This is a genomic window from Sphingopyxis sp. (assembly GCF_035686825.1).
Classification (GTDB): domain Bacteria; phylum Pseudomonadota; class Alphaproteobacteria; order Sphingomonadales; family Sphingomonadaceae; genus Sphingopyxis.
The window spans coordinates 253204-270445 of the sequence record NZ_DASRYZ010000004.1 but is presented as its reverse complement, the minus strand read 5'-3'; the positions used below and the strand labels follow the sequence as shown (position 1 = coordinate 270445).

General features: G+C 66.1%; 20 protein-coding genes and 1 tRNA gene. 10 read left to right on the top strand and 11 right to left on the bottom strand.

Annotated elements, in window-relative coordinates:
• The first annotated feature begins 33 nt into the window (after positions 1–33).
• From VFG17_RS10155 to VFG17_RS10130, 6 genes are all read left to right on the top strand, one after another.
• A complete protein-coding gene (locus VFG17_RS10155; RefSeq protein WP_325029350.1) occupies positions 34–1197 on the top strand; it encodes an acyl-CoA dehydrogenase family protein in 1164 nt (387 codons plus the stop codon).
• Between the two features lie 3 nt (positions 1198–1200).
• Positions 1201–2031 carry an FAS1-like dehydratase domain-containing protein gene (locus VFG17_RS10150; RefSeq protein ID WP_325029349.1) on the top strand — a complete coding sequence of 277 codons (831 nt, stop codon included), beginning with the start codon at positions 1201–1203 and terminating at the stop codon, positions 2029–2031.
• Positions 2032–2248: 217 nt separating this feature from the next.
• Entirely contained in the window at positions 2249–2782 is a 534-nt protein-coding gene (locus VFG17_RS10145) for a hypothetical protein (RefSeq protein ID WP_325029348.1), read from the top strand.
• 78 nt (positions 2783–2860) lie between these two features.
• Positions 2861–3268, top strand: coding sequence for a hypothetical protein (locus tag VFG17_RS10140; RefSeq protein ID WP_325029347.1), 408 nt, complete (start codon positions 2861–2863; stop codon positions 3266–3268).
• A 16-nt stretch (positions 3269–3284) separates the two neighbouring features.
• Positions 3285–4010 carry a C39 family peptidase gene (locus VFG17_RS10135; protein WP_325029346.1) on the top strand — a complete coding sequence of 242 codons (726 nt, stop codon included), beginning with the start codon at positions 3285–3287 and terminating at the stop codon, positions 4008–4010.
• A gap of 8 nt (positions 4011–4018) precedes the next feature.
• Entirely contained in the window at positions 4019–4585 is a 567-nt protein-coding gene (locus tag VFG17_RS10130; RefSeq protein WP_325029345.1) for a hypothetical protein, read from the top strand.
• Between the two features lie 103 nt (positions 4586–4688).
• Here VFG17_RS10130 and VFG17_RS10125 read toward each other — a convergent pair whose 3' ends face one another.
• Positions 4689–6137 (bottom strand): hypothetical protein, encoded by a 1449-nt coding sequence (locus tag VFG17_RS10125; protein ID WP_325029344.1) that lies wholly within the window; start codon positions 6135–6137, stop codon positions 4689–4691.
• On the bottom strand, positions 6134–6814 hold the full coding sequence (locus tag VFG17_RS10120; protein ID WP_325029343.1) for a helix-turn-helix domain-containing protein: 681 nt from the start codon (positions 6812–6814) through the stop codon (positions 6134–6136). Before VFG17_RS10120 ends, VFG17_RS10125 begins: the two co-directional genes overlap by 4 nt.
• Before the next feature lie 279 nt (positions 6815–7093).
• Here VFG17_RS10120 and VFG17_RS10115 point away from each other — a divergent pair, with 279 nt between their 5' ends.
• Positions 7094–7438: a helix-turn-helix transcriptional regulator gene (locus VFG17_RS10115; RefSeq protein ID WP_325029342.1), complete on the top strand. Its 345-nt coding sequence runs from the start codon at positions 7094–7096 to the stop codon at positions 7436–7438.
• A gap of 775 nt (positions 7439–8213) precedes the next feature.
• Here VFG17_RS10115 and VFG17_RS10105 read toward each other — a convergent pair.
• The 4 genes from VFG17_RS10105 to VFG17_RS10090 form a co-directional block, all read right to left on the bottom strand.
• Positions 8214–8290 (bottom strand) — tRNA-Arg (locus VFG17_RS10105).
• 49 nt (positions 8291–8339) lie between these two features.
• Positions 8340–8801, bottom strand: coding sequence for a DUF1178 family protein (locus VFG17_RS10100; RefSeq protein WP_325029340.1), 462 nt, complete (start codon positions 8799–8801; stop codon positions 8340–8342).
• A 3-nt stretch (positions 8802–8804) separates the two neighbouring features.
• The gene (grxC, locus tag VFG17_RS10095) at positions 8805–9065 is read right to left on the bottom strand and encodes a glutaredoxin 3 (protein ID WP_325029339.1); all 261 of its coding nucleotides are present in this window, start codon (positions 9063–9065) and stop codon (positions 8805–8807) included.
• A gap of 4 nt (positions 9066–9069) precedes the next feature.
• Positions 9070–9930, bottom strand: coding sequence for a ComF family protein (locus VFG17_RS10090; RefSeq protein WP_325029338.1), 861 nt, complete (start codon positions 9928–9930; stop codon positions 9070–9072).
• 102 nt (positions 9931–10032) lie between these two features.
• Here VFG17_RS10090 and VFG17_RS10085 point away from each other — a divergent pair, with 102 nt between their 5' ends.
• The gene (locus VFG17_RS10085) at positions 10033–10824 is read left to right on the top strand and encodes a methyltransferase domain-containing protein (RefSeq protein ID WP_325029337.1); all 792 of its coding nucleotides are present in this window, start codon (positions 10033–10035) and stop codon (positions 10822–10824) included.
• On the opposite strand, the gene VFG17_RS10080 is transcribed toward VFG17_RS10085, so the two are convergent.
• Positions 10821–11249 carry a (deoxy)nucleoside triphosphate pyrophosphohydrolase gene (locus tag VFG17_RS10080; protein WP_325029336.1) on the bottom strand — a complete coding sequence of 143 codons (429 nt, stop codon included), beginning with the start codon at positions 11247–11249 and terminating at the stop codon, positions 10821–10823. The two genes, VFG17_RS10085 and VFG17_RS10080, sit on opposite strands and share 4 nt — an antisense overlap.
• A gap of 86 nt (positions 11250–11335) precedes the next feature.
• Between VFG17_RS10080 and VFG17_RS10075 the strand changes: the two genes are divergently transcribed.
• Complete coding sequence (locus tag VFG17_RS10075; protein ID WP_325029335.1) at positions 11336–11485, top strand: Flp family type IVb pilin; 150 nt, start codon at positions 11336–11338, stop codon at positions 11483–11485.
• A gap of 143 nt (positions 11486–11628) precedes the next feature.
• A complete protein-coding gene (locus VFG17_RS10070; protein WP_325029334.1) occupies positions 11629–11790 on the top strand; it encodes a Flp family type IVb pilin in 162 nt (53 codons plus the stop codon).
• Between the two features lie 86 nt (positions 11791–11876).
• Here the strand turns inward: VFG17_RS10070 and VFG17_RS10065 are convergent, their stop codons facing one another.
• The 4 genes from VFG17_RS10065 to VFG17_RS10050 form a co-directional block, all read right to left on the bottom strand.
• Entirely contained in the window at positions 11877–13376 is a 1500-nt protein-coding gene (locus VFG17_RS10065) for a M48 family metalloprotease (RefSeq protein WP_325029333.1), read from the bottom strand.
• A 135-nt stretch (positions 13377–13511) separates the two neighbouring features.
• On the bottom strand, positions 13512–14459 hold the full coding sequence (locus VFG17_RS10060) for an acetyl-CoA carboxylase carboxyltransferase subunit alpha (RefSeq protein WP_325029332.1): 948 nt from the start codon (positions 14457–14459) through the stop codon (positions 13512–13514).
• 9 nt (positions 14460–14468) lie between these two features.
• Complete coding sequence (locus VFG17_RS10055; RefSeq protein ID WP_414712948.1) at positions 14469–15344, bottom strand: tyrosine recombinase; 876 nt, start codon at positions 15342–15344, stop codon at positions 14469–14471.
• Positions 15345–15372: 28 nt separating this feature from the next.
• Positions 15373–17181 (bottom strand): hypothetical protein, encoded by a 1809-nt coding sequence (locus tag VFG17_RS10050; protein ID WP_325029330.1) that lies wholly within the window; start codon positions 17179–17181, stop codon positions 15373–15375.
• Positions 17182–17242: the final 61 nt, after the last annotated feature.

Here is a 17242-nt window from a genome sequence, read left to right as displayed (position 1 = left end):
TCTCCCCGACGATCAGGGGAGAGCCCAACGCCGATGTCCGAAACCGAGCCGCAGAGCCACCCCGAAATCCGCGAGGCGGTGCGCCGCCTGTGCGCCGATTTTCCCGGCGAATATTGGCAGAGGCTCGACCGCGACCGCATCTATCCGAGCGAGTTCGTGCGCACGCTGACCGACGCGGGTTTCCTCTCGGTCCTGATCCCCGAGGAATATGGCGGGTCGGGGCTCGGCCTCGGCGCCGCGACCGCGGTGCTCGAGGAAATCCACCGTTCGGGCTGCAACGGCGGCGCGTGCCACGCGCAGATGTATACGATGGGCACCTTGCTCAAGCATGGGTCGGAGGCGCAGAAGCAGGAATATCTTCCCGCGATCGCGCGCGGCGAGCTGCGCCTGCAGGCGTTCGGCGTCACCGAGCCGACCGCGGGCACCGACACGACGCGGATCCGCACCTTCGCCAAACGTGTCGGCGACAAATATATCGTCAACGGCCAGAAAATCTGGATTAGCCGCGCCGAACATTCGGACCTGATGGTCCTGCTCTGCCGCACCACCCCGCGCGAGGAGTGCGCGAAGCCCTCCGACGGGATGAGCGTGATGCTCGTCGACATGCGCGAAGCGGTGGGCAAGGGCCTGACGGTGCGCCCAGTCCGCACGATGCTCAACCATGCGACAACCGAGCTTTTCTTCGACGACCTCGAAGTCCCCGCCACCAACCTGGTCGGCGAGGAAGGCAAGGGCTTCCGCTACATATTGTCGGGCATGAATGCCGAGCGCATCCTGATCGCGTCCGAGTGCATCGGCGACGGGCGCTTCTTCGTCGACCGCGCCACTGCTTACGCCAAGGACCGCTCGGTCTTCGGCCGCGCGATCGGCGAGAACCAAGGCGTCCAGTTCCCGATCGCGCGCGCCTATGTCCAGATCACCGCCGCGGCCGGAATGGTCGACAGGGCCACGCAGATGTTCGACGCGGGGCAGGACTGCGGGACCGAAGCGAATATGGCGAAGATGCTGGCGTCCGAGGCGAGCTGGTACGCCGCCGACATGTGCGTGCAGACGCACGGCGGCTTCGGCTTTGCCGAGGAATATGACATCGAGCGCAAGTTCCGCGAGACGCGCCTCTATCAGGTCGCGCCGATCAGCACGAACCTGATCCTGAGCCACGTCGCGACGCACGCGCTCGGCCTGCCAAAGAGTTTCTGAGCGATGGACGATTATTCCGCCTGGGTCGGCCGCAGCGAAACGCGCGAGGATATCGCGACCCAAGCGCCGCTGCGCGGTCTCGCCGCCCTGCTCGACCATGACGCCGTGCCGGATATCGTCCCGCCGCTCGGCCACTGGCTTTATTTCCTGCCGGCCGCACGCCAGTCGGCGATCGGCGAAGACGGTCACCCGCGCCGCGACGGACATGGTCTCCTGCCCCCCGTCCCGCTCCCGCGCCGCATGTGGGCGGGCAGCCGCATCGAATTTCTGTCGCCGATTCGGGTCGGCGCCGCGCTGACCCGCGTCACGACGATCGAGGCGATCAAGCCCAAGCGCGGCGCGAGCGGCGACCTGCTCTTCGTCACCCTGCGCCACGATATCGCGGCGGACGGCGTGCCCGCGATCCGCGAGGAACAGGATATCGTTTTTCGCGAACCCGCCCCGGCATCGCCCGCGCCGCAGGCACCAACTGCCGTCGCGCTCGCCGACCCCGCCGACGCTATCCGCCGCCTCTCGCCCGATCCGGTGCTGCTCTTCCGCTATTCGGCGCTGACGTTCAACGCGCACCGCATCCACTACGATCGTGACTATGCGCGAGGAGTCGAGGGCTATGCCGGGCTGGTCGTGCACGGCCCGCTGATCGCTACGCTGCTGATCGATCATGCCCTGCGCGCCGCACCCGACATCGTCCCGCGCCAATTCGACTTCCGCGCCGAGGCGCCGCTGATCGACGGAACGCCCTTCGATCTTTGCCTCGTCCGCGACGGCAATGGAGCGAAACTGTGGGCGCGCGATGCCGCCGGACATCCGACGATGCGCGCAAAACTCGCCTGAAACCCGGGCCTCATCGGCCGGATTGATCCAAGCAATCCACCCACCGGGATCATCTGGGTATTTCTCCGCCCCCGACATTGCCAATTCGCAAAGCGGCGGAACCAGCCGCGGAGCATCATCGCCTTGTTCGCACCGATGCGGACGGAGTCGGGGAGGATCCGCATCAGCCATGCCATCCGGCATCGCGAGCCGTCCCCATGATTGAGAGGAAGACGTCATGATCAAGAAAGTCATGCTCGCGGTGTCCACGCTTGCGCTGGCAGTCACCGCAGCCCCCGCCATCGCGCAGGGAAGCCAAGACCAGGACAACGACAACACCACGACCGGTGCGTCGGGCAACAACAGCGACAATGATACCGTCGTTGTGAACGACCTGATCGACCTGTTCGTCCAGGACAATGCCGCCGACACCTTCTCGGACGACGACCAGGACAATGACGGCAACGGCTCGTTCAACGGCAACAGCCTGGTCATTGCGAGCCAGACGCTCAGCGCCAACAACACCAACCAGAACCTCGACGAAGTCGTCGACCTGGATGGTGAAGACGGCACCGAAACGGCTGTCGGCTACAACAGCGGCAACAACTCGGTGCGCGGAAGCGCCTTCGCGGCCTATGCCGGCATTCTGAACGCCGCATGGAACACGGGCATCAACGCCAACACCCAGGCTGCAACCAACATCGCGGCGAGCGGCACCGTCAGCTTTGGCGACAGCGCTCCGGCCGGCGGCGGCGGCGGCGGCGGCGACTGATAAGTCCCCCCGGATGGCCGGCCCGGCACCACTGGCGGGCCGGCCATTTCTTCCCGTTTCGCTTTCGAGGAGCGTATCATGAAACCCCCGATCGTCCCGGTTCTGCTGGTCATGGCAGGCTTGTCCGTGCCGGTATCGGCCCAATTGCCCCCGCCCGATGCGGCGGCGCCCGTCGTGGCGGAATCCGCCTCGGCCGAGGTCCTTGCGGCGGCCGCGACCCCGGCGCGACCCGAACGCAAATCGCCGATGCTGAACGATGGCGAACTCGACTCGCAACGCGGCGGCCAATCGCTCGTGATCACCAACCAGACGATGGAATCGCTCGTCGCCGGCAACACACTGAACGGCGATTACACCGCGGGTTCGGTCGCGCTCAGCGATTTCGCCCTGTCGAACTTCAACGGTGTCGGCAATCTGCTGATCAACACCGGCGCGCAGGTCAGCGCCCAGAGCGGCATGAACCTGACCATCAATCTCGGCGACTGACATCGCCATGCGGCCCATGCGAGCCTTGATCGCGGGCGCGCTGTGCGCCCTCGCCGCGACGCCCGCCGCTGCCGAGGTCCGGCTGACCGGACCCGAAACGGGCGGCACTTACCAGCTTCAGGTGATGACCTGGTGGGACATTCCCTTTCGTTCGGTCATCCGCCAGCGCTATGATTTCAGCTGCGGCTCGGCCGCGCTCGCGACGCTGCTCACCTATCATTATGGCGCGCCGACCTCCGAAACGATGCCTTTTCGCGCGATGTGGGAAAAGGGCGACCGCGAGGCGATCCGCAAGGTCGGTTTTTCGATGCTCGACATGAAGACCTATCTCGCCTCGCGCGGCTTTCGCGCCGAGGGTTTCCGGCTCACCGTCGACCAATTGAAGCAGGTGAAGCGCCCGACGATCGTGCTGATGGACCTCAAGGGCTTCAAGCATTTCGTCGTGATCAAGGGCGTTCGCGGCGACCGCGTGCTCACCGGCGATTCGGTGCTCGGCCTCAACGAATATTCGCTCGAGGATTTCGAAAAGCACTGGAACGGCATCGCGCTGGCGATCGTCGACGGGAGCAAGACACGCCCCTTATTCAATCTCGCAGGCGACTGGGGCCCCTGGTCGCAAGCCCCGCTCGAAAAGGACGGCTCGCTCCACGTCTCGGCGGGCGATCTCACCACCCACCTTCCCCCCCAATATCAGCTGACCCCGCAGATTCTGCTCGATGTGCGCGTCGGCACCGTGAAATGAGAAAGACCATGTCCCCACGCATCCTCCTGCTCGCCCTCGCGCCCGTGCTCCTCGCGGCCAGCGAGCCCGAGGATGCCGATCCGCTGGCCGGCGCGCAGACTGTGTCCGACGAGGTGCTCGCGGCCCAGCGCGGCGGATTTGCCTTTCAGGGCATGGTGATCGCCTTCGGCGCCGACATCCGCAGCTATGTGAACGACGAACTCGCGCTGCGCACGATCGTCAGCTGGACGCCCGAGGGACAGACGATCGAACGCTTCGTCTCGCCCTCGCTGACCGCCGTCGATGCGGCGCAGGTTCAGGGCGGCATCCTGACCAGCGGCGGCATCTCGATGCGCGTCGGCGACGAGACGGTGTTCCTTGCCAACAACGGCCAGACGGCGCTGATCCAGAGCACCGACGCGATCCAGAATGTGCTGATCAACACCGCCAGCAACGTCTCGCTGAACCAGCAGGTCGACGCCGTGCTCGACATCAGCGGCTATGAAGGCTTCCGCGACGCGCTCGCGACGACGCGGCTCAGCGACGCGATCGGCGCCGTGATGGGCGCCCAGACCGTCGGAGCACTCGGAAACTAGGGACCATTCCGAACGACCCCCCGCCCCCGTTTCGACAGGGACGGTTCACCTGGCCCCGCCGTGATTGGCGGGGCTTCTTTCCATGCGGGCTTGCGGGCTGGGGCTATTTGCCCCCGAACGGCATGCGCAGCGTGATCGACACGTCGGGCGCATCCTCGGTCACCCCGATTTCGAAACCAAGGTTGAGCACGTCGCGCTGGGTCAGCCGGTACGACATGCCGAAATTGAGCGAGCCGACGTGGATATAGTTGGATTTCTGGTTCGTATCGCCGATTTCGGTCTTCGTCGGGAAGATATAATTGTGGCGATAGCCGAGCGAGAAGGAAAAGCGCGGGTTGAGCGCAAAGCCGAAGCCGATGTTGGCCGACACGGCGTCGCCCGGATCGACCCGCCCGATCAGCGCGTCGCCGACCAATTCGTTCACGTCGCGCGGGATGTGATAGAGATAGGCGGCGCCGCCGTATATCACCGCGGGATCCGACGGCATCAGGAAGTTGAGCCCCGGCTGCACCGCCCAGAATCCCGACCCGGTGGCGAGGCCTGTCGCGACTCCGAATTCGTCATAACCAACCTCGAACGGCCCCTTGCCGGTGTCCGATTTGACGCGCAGCGTTCCGACGAAAATCGGCTTTTGCCCGACCGGCCGGTTGAACTGGTAACGGAGCGAGAATTCGGCGTCGCCGATCCCGTGTTCGCGCAGCGCGATCTGCCGGACGATGCCCTCGTCGCGCTGCTGGACGACCTCGATCCGGTCGTTGCGATACAGATAGGGCAGCCGCACTTCGGCTTCGAGGCGGTCGGTGATCCCGTAACGCAGCGACGCGGTGCCGACGAGCGTGTCGCGATCGGCGTCGGTCGCCTCGATCAAGCCGATCTGGATGCCGGGGATCAGCTCGATCCCGCGGAACACGAGGCGGTTGGTCGACGAGCGCGTATATTCGAACGAGGGTTCGAAGAAGAGCTCGCCGGCGCGGGTCAGCACCCCCTGCCCTTCAGGAACCGCGGCAACGCGCTGCTCGGGCGGCTCGCTAGGCGGCGGCGCTTCGCCCACAGGAGCATCGGGCAGCGCGACCGCGTCGCTGCCCGGGCCGGGAAGCGCGGGTCCGGCGCCAACGCCCTGCCCGCCGACACCTCCCATGCCCGTGCCGCGGAAGATGTCGAGCGGCGCTTCGGCGAGCGCGAAGGAGGACAGCCGGTCGACCTGCGCCTGCTGGGTCACAATCTGTTGCTGCAGCTTCGCGATCTGCTCTCCCTGCTCGGCGATCATGGCGCTCTGCCGGTCGAGCAGCGCGCGCTGCTCGGCGATGATCCGGCGCTGCGCGTCGATCTCGCTTTCAGGGCTCGCGGCGGGATCGCCCGCGGCGGCGCCTGCCGGTGCCATCGCGGCGGCACGCCAGGTCGTCGCGGTATCGAGGAACGGCAGCGTCTCGCACAGGCATTCGAGCGCCGGCGCTTCATGCGCCCGTGCCTGCGCGGGCATGAAGACGGCCGAGAAGCCGGCGGCCGCCACGCCCAAATGGCGCAGCGCGGGTGGGGGCGACACGATGCTCATGCCCCCAACTCCTGCCCGGAGAAGGGTGGCCGCATCCGCATCGCGCCCATCCTGTCGATCGCCACTCCCGCCTCTTCGCCGGCAATGGCGCGCAGCCCGCCCGGATCGAGCAACCGGCACGATTGCGGTCCGTCGAGCTCGATCAGGCCCTGGCGGACGAAGCCCGATATGGTGCGGCTGACCGTGTGGATCGTCAGCCCCAGATGATCGGCGATGTCGCCGCGCGTCATCGGCAGGGGAACGCTGCCGATCGCCGACAACCGCTTCGCCGCGATCAACAGGAACGCCGCGACGCGTTCGTTCGCGTTGCGGCGGCCGAGCAGGAATATACATTGGTTCGCGCTGTCGAGCGCGCGTTCGAGAGCCCGGTTCTGACCCGGCGCGTCGGGCCCGCCGTTCGATGCGGGACGGCGCGCGAGGACGGTGTTCGTCACGGCCTCGGCGGCGGCGTCGCGCGCGCCATATTCGACGCCGAACACGTCGCCCTGATAGAAAAAGCCGGTCAGCTGGCGATGCCCGTCGACGTGGAAATGACAGGTTCGGACGGTGCCGGCGATGACCTCGAACCAGCAATCGCCGGGATCGCCCTGCGAAAATATGATTTCGCCTTTACGAAATTTCAGGATCGTATCTTGCGGAATCGCCCCGCGATGAACTTCTGCCGACAGACCTTGCACGCCACGTCTCCAATCTCGAATTGGTATTTGCGGCGACCCCGTTTGCGAGTCTCATCTGCCTTTGCGGACCCCGAATCCATCCGGGGAAAGACCTAGGAATTCGTGTGTAGGAACGGCCTAGACGAATCACTTACGTATAATTCCTTAGCATTTTCTAGGAATATACATTTGGATTTCAGCATCATAGCTGTATTGGCACAACGAGTGCCGCCATATACTTAATTAGCTTGCGTTAATTGCTAAACAGCTCGCAAAGCGATATGCTCCTCACCAGAGCAGGTGGGTGGCGGCTTTGCCGCGCAAAAGATGCTCGTCGGTCGCAAAGTGTCCACGCCTTGGGTGTCAGGGGATTGCACCGTGCATCGAAATGCTTTGAACGTCGAACCGCATTTGACCTTTCGCGAGCATCAGATATTGGAATTGGTAGCCGTCGGCTGCTCGGCCAAGCAGATCGCGCTCGAGATCAATATCGCGCCGCGCACCGTCGAGCGGCATATTGAAAATGTTCGGCTCAAACTCAATGCCCGCAACCGCGCGCACCTGATTACCCAAGCGATGCACCTGGGCCTGCTAGTCATCGAGACTCCGCCGCCCGACGAGCCGACGCTCTTCGAACTCAAATGATGCTTCGCCCGGCATGAAGCCAATGTCGCGTTTTGCGCCCGACGTGCGCGCGGTTCCCGCCGCCAATGCCGACGTTCCCGAAGGCCCGCCGTCGCTCGCGCCACATAGGGCACATGGCGAAGTATTTATGCGTCCCGAAGCTTCACCAATCGACATGACGACCGTTATCGGTGGCCCACGTCTTCGCGGCCCATCAATAAATGGTGCGTCTTTCAGTTATGGCCGAAAAGCTGTCGGTCAATAAAAGCGATCCGCGAATGCCGGTTCACGCCGATTTGTCAACGCCACCTAGCAGTTGCCTTCAACTCCATCGGCACAATCTGCAGCGGATTCAACGTCTTTTCCTGCACCTTCAACTGTATTGCAAGCAGACAGGATAAACATCGAGCCGCTAATTGCGAAAATTGTCAGAAGCTTTCTCATTCTCTCTCTCCGCCGGCGAGGGTGAACAACCCTTGAGTTGCAATATTTCGACAACGGCGGGTCACAACGATTGTTCCGTTGCATCGGCGTCGCGCTAGCCGAAGCGTTCAAAAAAACCGCTAGTCGGGGGAGAATGAGAACGGCCGATCCTTGCCATCGAGCGGATGCCCATAGCGATGGCCCGATAGCGGCATGGCAGGCGTCCGTTGGGCAATCCTGAACTGACGCGGCGTCGGACGCGTGGAAGTAGCGACCACCAGATCCGGCGTCGGGATCTACGAAGGCACCGGAACATGCAGTTGACCGGACGTCCAACCATACCGCATTTCCCATGCCCATCATCGAACGGGAATGGTGCACCCGACTGGATTCGAACCAGTGGCCCCCAGATTAGGAATCTGATGCTCTATCCTGCTGAGCTACGGGTGCGCCGCCGCTCGTGTAGCGGCGGAGCGCGCGGAGCGTCAATCGGCTTGGGTCAATTGGCCGCCTCGGGCGGCACGATCGGCACCAGCAGGGGCATCGCGGCGATCCCATCGTCGCGAAGCGCCTCCGCTTCCTCGGGGGAGGCCTGGCCGTGGATCATATCCTCGGCCGCGCGTCCTTCGTGCATCGCGCGGGCGGCATCGGCGAAATCGCGGCCGACCCAGCGCGATTGCGGCAGCATTTCGGCCTGTTTTGCCGCAATGCCGGCGAGCAGCTTGCGCACCAATTCAGGGCCGGGTTCGGGCGCCGCCGGCACGGAAACGGGCGCGACCGCCGCCTGATTGGACTTCGCGCCCACCCGCGGAGCCATCACCGCCTTCTTCACCGCGCTGTCGCCGCAGACCGGGCAGGCGATCAGGCCGCGCGCCTGCTGGTCGGCGAAGCTGTCGCTGCTCGCGAACCAGGCCTCGAACCGGTGATCGCCGGCCGCGCAGCAAAGATCGAACACGATCATGGATCAGGCGGTCCCGATCAGCGCGTCGAGCTCGCCCTTCGCATCGAGCGCGGCGAGGTCGTCGCTGCCGCCGACATGTTTTCCGTCGATAAAGACCTGCGGCACGGTGCGGCGTCCGTTCGCGCGCTCGACCATCGCGTCGAACCCCGCGCGGTCCATCGTCACGTCGATTTCACGGAAATCGGCGCCCTTGCCGCCCAGCAGCATCTTCGCGCGGGTGCAATAGGGGCAGAAAGCCTTCGTATAAACTTCGATCTGGGCCATGCGGCTATCCTGTCGTCCTTTCGCTCTGCATATCGGAATCCAACGAAGCAAAGTCAAATATGTTGCCCCCCGCGGCATCGGGGACGACGCGCGCCCAGGTCAGCGCCGACACGCGCGCCGCGCCGCTTCGCCGCAGCACCCGCGCCGCGGCGCGCAGCGTCGCCCCGCTCGCATGCACGTCGTCGACCAGCACCACATGCTTGCCCGCCGCGCGCGCCTTGGCATCGGGCGCCAGCGCAAAGGCGCCGGCGACGATGCGCTCGCGCTCCCCGCGGCCCTTACCGCGCAGCGATGCGGTCGGCTTGACGCGGAGCAGCAGATGATGATCGCGCGGCGCGCCCGTCAGCTGCGCGAGTTCGTCGGCGAGCAGCGCGGCCTGATTGAACCCGCGCGACCAGAGCCGCCAGCGGTGCAAGGGCACCGGAACGAGCAGGACCGCATCGGTCTCGCCCGCCACGACAAGATGGCGCGCCATCAGCCGCGCCATCAGCCGCGCGTGCCCGGTCCGCCGCCCATATTTGAGCCGCAGCGCGACGGTGCGGGCGACCGGACCATAGGCGAGCGCCGCCGGAGCGCCGTCGAACGGCGGCGGCTCGGCAAGGCACGCCCCGCACGCTACCGCCCCGCCGGGTGCGGCCGTCGGTAACGGGATCGAGCAATGCGTGCATCCCGGCCCGCCGAGGAAATCGAGCGACGACCAGCAGGCGAGGCAGAATTGGCGATCGTCGCCGACGATGACGCCGCAACCCGGGCAACGCGGCGGCAGCGCATAATCGACGATCGCGCGCGTCGCGGCGCGCAGGCCGCCGAGCCACGCTCCGGCCGGCGCGTCCGTTTTTTCGGCATCCCCCGTCGCCCTTGCCATAGGCGGGTTGTGAAGCATCGCCGGGAACGGCACAAGCGGCGCATGTCGCAAGCTCCACCTTCGCTTTTTTCGCCCGCCCGCCACCGCGCCCAGCGCGACCGTATGGCGCGCCTGCCCGCGACCGCCAATTTCCTCGCGCCGATCATCGCCGAAACCTTGCTCGACCGGCTGACGATGGTGACGCGCGAATTTCCCCGCACGCTGCTCGTCGGCGCGCACGACGCCGCGCTGACCGATCATCTTCGCGGCACCGGCACCGACCTTATGATCATCGAGGCGGCCCCGCGGCTCGCCGCGCGAACGACGGCGATCGCGGTCGAGGCCGATGCCGTCGACCTGCCATTCGGCAGCTTCGACCTCATCGTCTGGCCGGGCGGGCTCGACAGCGTCAACGACGTGCCGGGCGCACTCGTGCGGCTCCGCGCGCTGCTCGCGCCCGATGGCCTGCTGCTCGGCGCCTTCGTCGGTGACGGCAGCCTGCCGCGCCTCCGCCGCGCGGTGATGGCCGACGGCGTGCGGTCGATCGCGCGGCTGCACCCGCAGATCGACCTGGCCGCGATGGGCAATCTGCTCCAGCGCGTCGGTTTCGCGCTTCCGGTCGTCGACGTCGAGGCGCTGACGGTGCGCTATGGCGACTGGTTCGCGCTCGTGCGCGACCTGCGCGCCACCGGCTTGTCGAGCCGCCTCGACCCCGCACCCCCACCGCTGAGCCGCGACGAGGCGGCGCGGATCGCCGCGGCGTTCGCGGCGCAGGCCGACCCCGACGGCCGTATCGCCGAAAGCTTCCGCATCGTCCATTTCAGCGGCTGGGCGCCGCATCCCGACCAGCCGCAGCCCGCGCGGCGCGGCAGCGGCACCGCCTCGCTCGCCGATGCGCTCAAGCCGAAGGACTAGACCAGCGCCTCGAGAAGGCCGATCAGCGGCTTGTCGGCGGGGGGCATGTCCAGGCCGTGCAGTTCGACCGGGCGCACCCAGCGGAGCGCGCTCGCGTGCTGCGCGACCGGCGTTCCGCGCCATTTGCGGCATACATAAAGCAAGAGCAGCAGATGCCGGTCGCCCAGCATGTCGCTCGCGAAGCAGGCGGGCGCGAGGCAGCTATGGTCCACATCGATCGCCAGTTCCTCGGCGAGCTCGCGAATCAGCGCCTGTTCGGGCGTTTCACCCGGTTCCAGCTTGCCGCCCGGAAACTCCCAGAGTCCCGCCATCGCCAAGCCTTCCGGGCGCTGTTGGACGAGCAGCCGTCCGTCGCGGTCGATCAGGGCCGCGGCGACGACAACCAGCGATGTTTTTGGCAGTTTTCCGGGGGTAAGCGCGGTCAAATTGTTAACCTTCCTGTGCGAATGATGGGACCCTCGGGAACTATATTTCAGTCAGGGGCGGAACAATGCGAAACTTTTACAGGCTGATGCGGTCGACCAGGGCCGCGACGGCCGTCGAATATGGGCTGATCCTCGCCCTCGTCTTTCTGGCAGCCGTCGTGGCGGTCGGCAACGTCGCCAACTCCACCGGCAATATGTGGGGCAAGGTTTCGAACGCTGCCGACGCCAATATGTAGTCGCGGCAACTGTCCCTTTTCGGGCCGAGATTTCGTGCGCTTTGCCCGGCTCCATTAAGATTTTCAAAACCTATCCACCCTAAACCGCAGATGTTGACCCAGACCAGACCGTCAACAGGGTAAGTGAAATCAGGAGACCAGTCATGAAGTTCATCAAGAAGTTCGTTCGCGATACCAAAGCCGCCACCGCCATCGAATATGGCCTGATCGCGGCCCTCATCGCCGTCGCCGGCATCTCGGCCATGGGCCTCGTCGGCAACAGCGTCAGCAACACCTTCAACGAAGTTGCGTCGAACCTCGACTAATCGCCTTGGTTTGCGCGGCTTCGGGCGCGCGGACAAGATCGGAAAGGGCGGTGGGTTACCCACCGCCCTTTTTCGTGCGTTCGGGCCTAGCGGTTCGCGTAGACGACGATCTTGACCTTCTGCCCCGGCGTCAGCCGGCTCGATCCGGTCAGACGATTGAGCACCTGAAAACGTTCGGCCTGGTAATTGCTATAGGCCATCCGCCGCGCCAGGCTGGCGACCGTGTCGCCGCGGCCGACGGTGACGACATCGACCCGCCGCGGCCGGATCGCCGCCGCCTCGGCGGTGCTCAGCCGCCGCACGCTGCTGAACATCGAATTGAAGGCGCTGCCGCGGCCCGCCTGCGTCAGCGCGACGAAGTGAAAGGCCTGCCCACGCGAAAATTCATAGGCGAAGACGGTGACGTCGACCTGACCCGACTGGCTGTTCACGCGCGCGGTCGAATAGGACGCGGGAATGCCGTTCACACTCGTCCGTTGGATCGCGCTCGGGCTGATCGACGCATTGCCGGCGACCGACCGGAAAACGGCCGAGATATAGGCATTCATGTCGCCACTATAGGGTCCGGTCGAAAATTGCGCCTGCCCGCCGTTGCCGCTGATCGATACCGCATCGGTGCCATTCTGCATCCCGTAACCGTTCGGCACGGTGAATCGCAGCCGGAGGTCGGGGTGCAGGAAATCGCGTCCCTCGACGACGCCTTGCGCCGGGTCGTCGCCATAGAGCACGCCGTCGACCGTTGCGAGAAACGCGTCGGCATTCCGGTTGCCGCCGCGCCCGCCGACGCGGTTCGCCAGCGACTGCGCATTGCGCACGCGGGAGGCGGGATCGGGGTGGGTGCTCGCCCATTCGGGCAGCGAGCGTGCATCGCCGCCCGACAGGCGCGCGTCGAGGTTCGTCTGGTTCGCGAGGCTCGCGAGCATCGTCGACAGCGCGAGCGGGTCATAGCCCGCGCTATGCAGATATTGGACGCCCAGCTGGTCGGCCTGCAATTCCTGGCTGCGCGAAAAACCCAGCGTCGCGAGTTGTGCGACGCGCATCGAATTATTCTGGAGCAACCCGCCAAGCCCCCCGAGCAGCCCGCCATTGTCGCCGATCGCGCTGCCGAGCACGGCGCCGAGCACGCCGAGGATCGAATTGCGCGTCGCCGCCGATTGGCGCTTCTTGCTATGCTGCGCGGCGACATGGCCGACTTCGTGCCCCAGCACCCCGGCCAGTTCGGCCTCGTCGTTCATCAGCGCCATCAGTTGGCGGGTGACATAAATATAGCCGCCGGGGATCGCGAAAGCATTGTTCACGGGCGAATTGAGCAGGGTGACGGTGAAATCGCTGGGCGATCGCGACAGGCCCGATTGCACCGCGATATTCTGCCCGACGCGGTTCACGTAGGCCGCCTGGGGCCCCTTGTATGCGCCGCCGAACTCCTGGAGCAATTGCGGATGCGCCTCATCGCCCTGCTTGCGCTCGGCGGGCGAAATATTGGTCTGGGTCTTGATCGCCTTCAACTGCGCATCGGCCGCGCCGGTAAAGGCGATGCCGCCGATCGCCAGCGCCGCCGCCAGTGTCTTTCCGGTCTTCCAGCTCATGCAATGCCTCCCGTTTGTGCCTTGCCGAGGGTAGCTTCGCCGCGCGGCAAGGCAAGCCGCGCCATCGCGCGCGGCTCGTCGATTTCGTAAAAATGGAACGCCAGGACCCGCGATCGGGTTCCGGCGAAGACCCGGCTAAGCGCGCCCCATCGCGAGGAATTTTTCCTCGCGCGCGGCCAGCAGCGTGTCGCGCGGCAGCCCCGTCAGCGCCCCCAGTTCCTGTTCGATCGCATCGCCCAGCGACGCGATCGCGACTTCGGGCGCGCGATGCGCGCCGCCGACGGGTTCGGGAACGATCCGGTCGATGACCTTGAGGCCGAGCAGATCCTGCGCCGACATCTTCATCGCCGTCGCAGCGTCGGCCGCCTTGTCCGACGTGCGCCACAGGATCGAGGCGCAGCCTTCGGGCGAGATCACCGAATAGACCGCATGTTCGAACATCAGCACACGGTTGGCCGCGGCCAAGGCTATCGCCCCGCCCGATCCGCCCTCGCCCACGACCGCCGCGACCATCGGCACGCCGAGCGCGAGGCATTGCTCGGTCGAGCGCGCGATCGCCTCGGCCTGCCCGCGTTCTTCGGCCTGAATGCCGGGAAAGGCGCCCGACGTGTCGACGAGCGTCACCACCGGCAGGCCAAAACGGTCGGCGAGCTGCATCAGGCGGATCGCCTTGCGATAGCCCTCGGGCTTCGCCATCCCGAAATTATGCTTCATGCGCGACGGGATATCGTCGCCCTTTTCATGACCGATCACCATCACCCGGCGGCCGCGAAAACGCGCGAGCCCGCCGAGGATCGCCTGATCGTCGCCGAAGTTGCGATCGCCCGCCAGCGGCATCCAGTCGTCGAACAGCCCCGCGACATAATGTTTGAAATGCGGGCGGTCGGGGTGACGCGCGACCTGCGTTTTTTGCCACGGCGTCAGTTTGGAATAGATTTCGCGCAGCAGTTTCGAGGACTTGTCCTCCAGCCGCGCGATGTCGTTGTCGATATTGAGCGACGGATCGTCACCCATTTCGCGCAGTTCGGCAATCTGCCGATCGAGCGCGGCGACCTGTTTTTCGAAGTCCAGAAAGGCTGTCATGCGAAGTCGCTAGGACGATGATGTGCCGAGGTCAACGCCATCCATGCGGGCAAGCGGGTGGCGCTTGTTGACCAGCTCGACGAGGCGTCGGCTATCGACATGCGTGTAAATTTCGGTGGTTGCGATGTCGGCATGGCCGAGCATCAATTGCAGCGCGCGCAGATCGGCACCGCCCTCCAGCAAATGGGTCGCAAAGGCATGGCGCAGCACATGTGGGCTGATCGCGGTCGGGTCGATCCCGGCACGCGCGGCCAGCTCGCGCAGCATCTGGAACAGCCGCACGCGCGAGATATGCGCCTTGCCCGACGGAAAGAGCCAAGGCGAGCCGTCGGCGAGCAGCGGCAGCCAGCGATCGAATGCCGCGCGTGTGCGCTGCGACAAAGGCACCAGCCGTTCCTTGTCGCCCTTGCCGCGGATGATCAGATATTCGCGTTCGCCCGCCACGGCGCGGCGCGGGAGCGACACGAGTTCGCTCGCGCGGAGCCCCGATCCATAGAGGAGTTCGAGCAATAGCAGCATCCGCACCGCGCTCGCGGGCGGTGCCTCCCCCGAAGCCTCCTCGCCCGCTTGCTCGAACAGCCGCTCGACATCGGCGTGCGTCAGGATGCGCGGCAACGGCCGCCGTGTCGCGGGACGCGCAATGTCGAGCGCGGGATTGTCCGCCCGCTCGCCCTCGTCGAGCAGGAAAGCAAAGAACTGCCTCAGCGCCGACAATTTGCGCGCCGCGCTGCTCGCGGCAAGCGACCGATAATCCGCCATCAAGTTGCGCAATGCCGCAGCATCGGCGTCGCCGAGCGGGCCTTTGACCCACTCGGCCGCCTGTTCCAGATCGCGGCGATAGGCGGCCAGCGTGTTGCGCGACGCCCCGCGCTCGGCCGCCATCATTTCCAGAAAGCGGCCGATTAGCGCCGCGTCAGACACGCACCAATGCTTCGGCGGCGATCATCCGTGCTTCGGATGGGAGGCCCACCTCGCGCAGCGCGCGGACGATATAATAGAGGTGATAGGGCGGCACTTTCGACCATTCGCCCTGCATACCCGTCGCTGCGAGCAGCGCCACCATGCCCGGCTCGCGCCGCTCGGCCGCCGCCATGATCGCGCGCGACCAGCGCGTCTGCCTGCCCAGATCGACGCCGAGGTCGCCCGCGGCCGACGCGGCGGCATTCGCATCGAGACGCCCGAGACCGGCGAGTCCCGCGAGCAGGAATTTCGAGCGGAGCGTGTCGGCGCTGTCGTCATCGTCCGAAAACCGCTCGACCGCGCCCGCGCTCATGCCGCTGAGCGCCCGCGGCGAGCCCACCGCGAGTACGCCCCACGCGCGGCTGCCCACCGACACGGTCGGAACCCAGGCGAGCGCATTCGCGTCATAACCGCCCGCGAGCATCGATCCCAGAAGCTGCCACGGATCGCCGCCGGTGTCGGTGCTGGGCGAAAGTGCAGCGGCCGCGCGCGCGGTCGCGACCATCGCGGCATAGCTTTGCGCCGCGCTACCGCCCGCGCCCCAAAGCTGCTCCATCGCGGCGTAACGCTCGGCGCCGGTGGCAAGGCTAAAGGCGCCGCGAAGCTGATCGGTCTGCGCCGCAAGGGCTTCGGCGGGTTCTTCCTCGCTCGCCGCGGCGCTCAGCAGCGACACATAGGCATCGCTCGACAGCACACCGCGCGCCGCCGCCTCGGGCGCTGCGGTCACGCGGTTCGCCATGCCGGTCATCGGCGCGAGAACCGCCCAGCCCTTCATATAATAAGGCGCCGAGGTCCGTAGCGCCTCGGGAACCTCGATCGCGGTCGCGGTCGCCATGCCGAAGCGCCAGCTCGTCAGCCGGTCGATATTGTCCCATTCGATCGTCGTCGACCGCCGCCCCGCGCCGGTCGCGCCGAGCACGCGTTCGGCGAGCAATATGTCGAAGTTCGAGATTCGGCCGCTCGACCGCACGCGGCTGACGGCCCAGCCGGCGGGTCCGGCCTCGCCCGACAGGCCCGCGCAAATCGCGGCGGACAGGCGCCACGCCTGCTCGTCGCCATGCGCGAGCCCCGCCGGCACATAGGGGCACATGCCCGCCGGATCGGCATTGGCGAGATAGACCTGCTGCGCCGCGGCGACGAGACGCGGGCTCGCGCGGTCATAATCGACCGACTGGACGATCCGGCGCGCGGTGATCGATTCGCCCATGCGGAGCAGCAGCGACGCGCGCTCGGCAGCAAGGTCGGCGCCATTGATCGTCGACGGCGTGTCGATCGCCGAGGCGAGGGCGCGGCGAAGCAATATCTGGCCCCAGCGCGACGCGAACTGGCCGCTCGTCTTGCGCATGATCGCCGCGGCATATTGTCCGCGAACCCCGAACGCATCGGGAGCGAGTCCGCCGGTTTCGGGGGTGAGCGGCCCGATCCGGGTGAGCAGTCGGCGCGCGCCGGGCGGCAGGTCATATTTCAGCCCGCCCGATTCGACCTCTTCCTCGTCCTCTTCATCTGCTGCGCCGACCGTGGTGGTATCGAGCGTCGGCGTAACCGGCGGCGGTACAGCGCCATTCGTCGGCGCCGAACCGGGCGTGGGCGTCGCGGTAGGTGACGGGGACGGCGTCGGTGAGGATTTCGGAGCGGGCGTGTCGGCGGGCGTGCCGAACCCTTCGGGCAATAGCGATTCCTGTGCGATCGCGGGCAGCACCAATATGGCGGCGAGCGCGGTGGCCGACAGGCCCAACGTCAACGCCAGCGTGTTTTTTTTCATCGCGCCGCGCCTTCGGCAATCTTGTCGATCACATTCACCTCAATCATTCCGGCCTGATCGG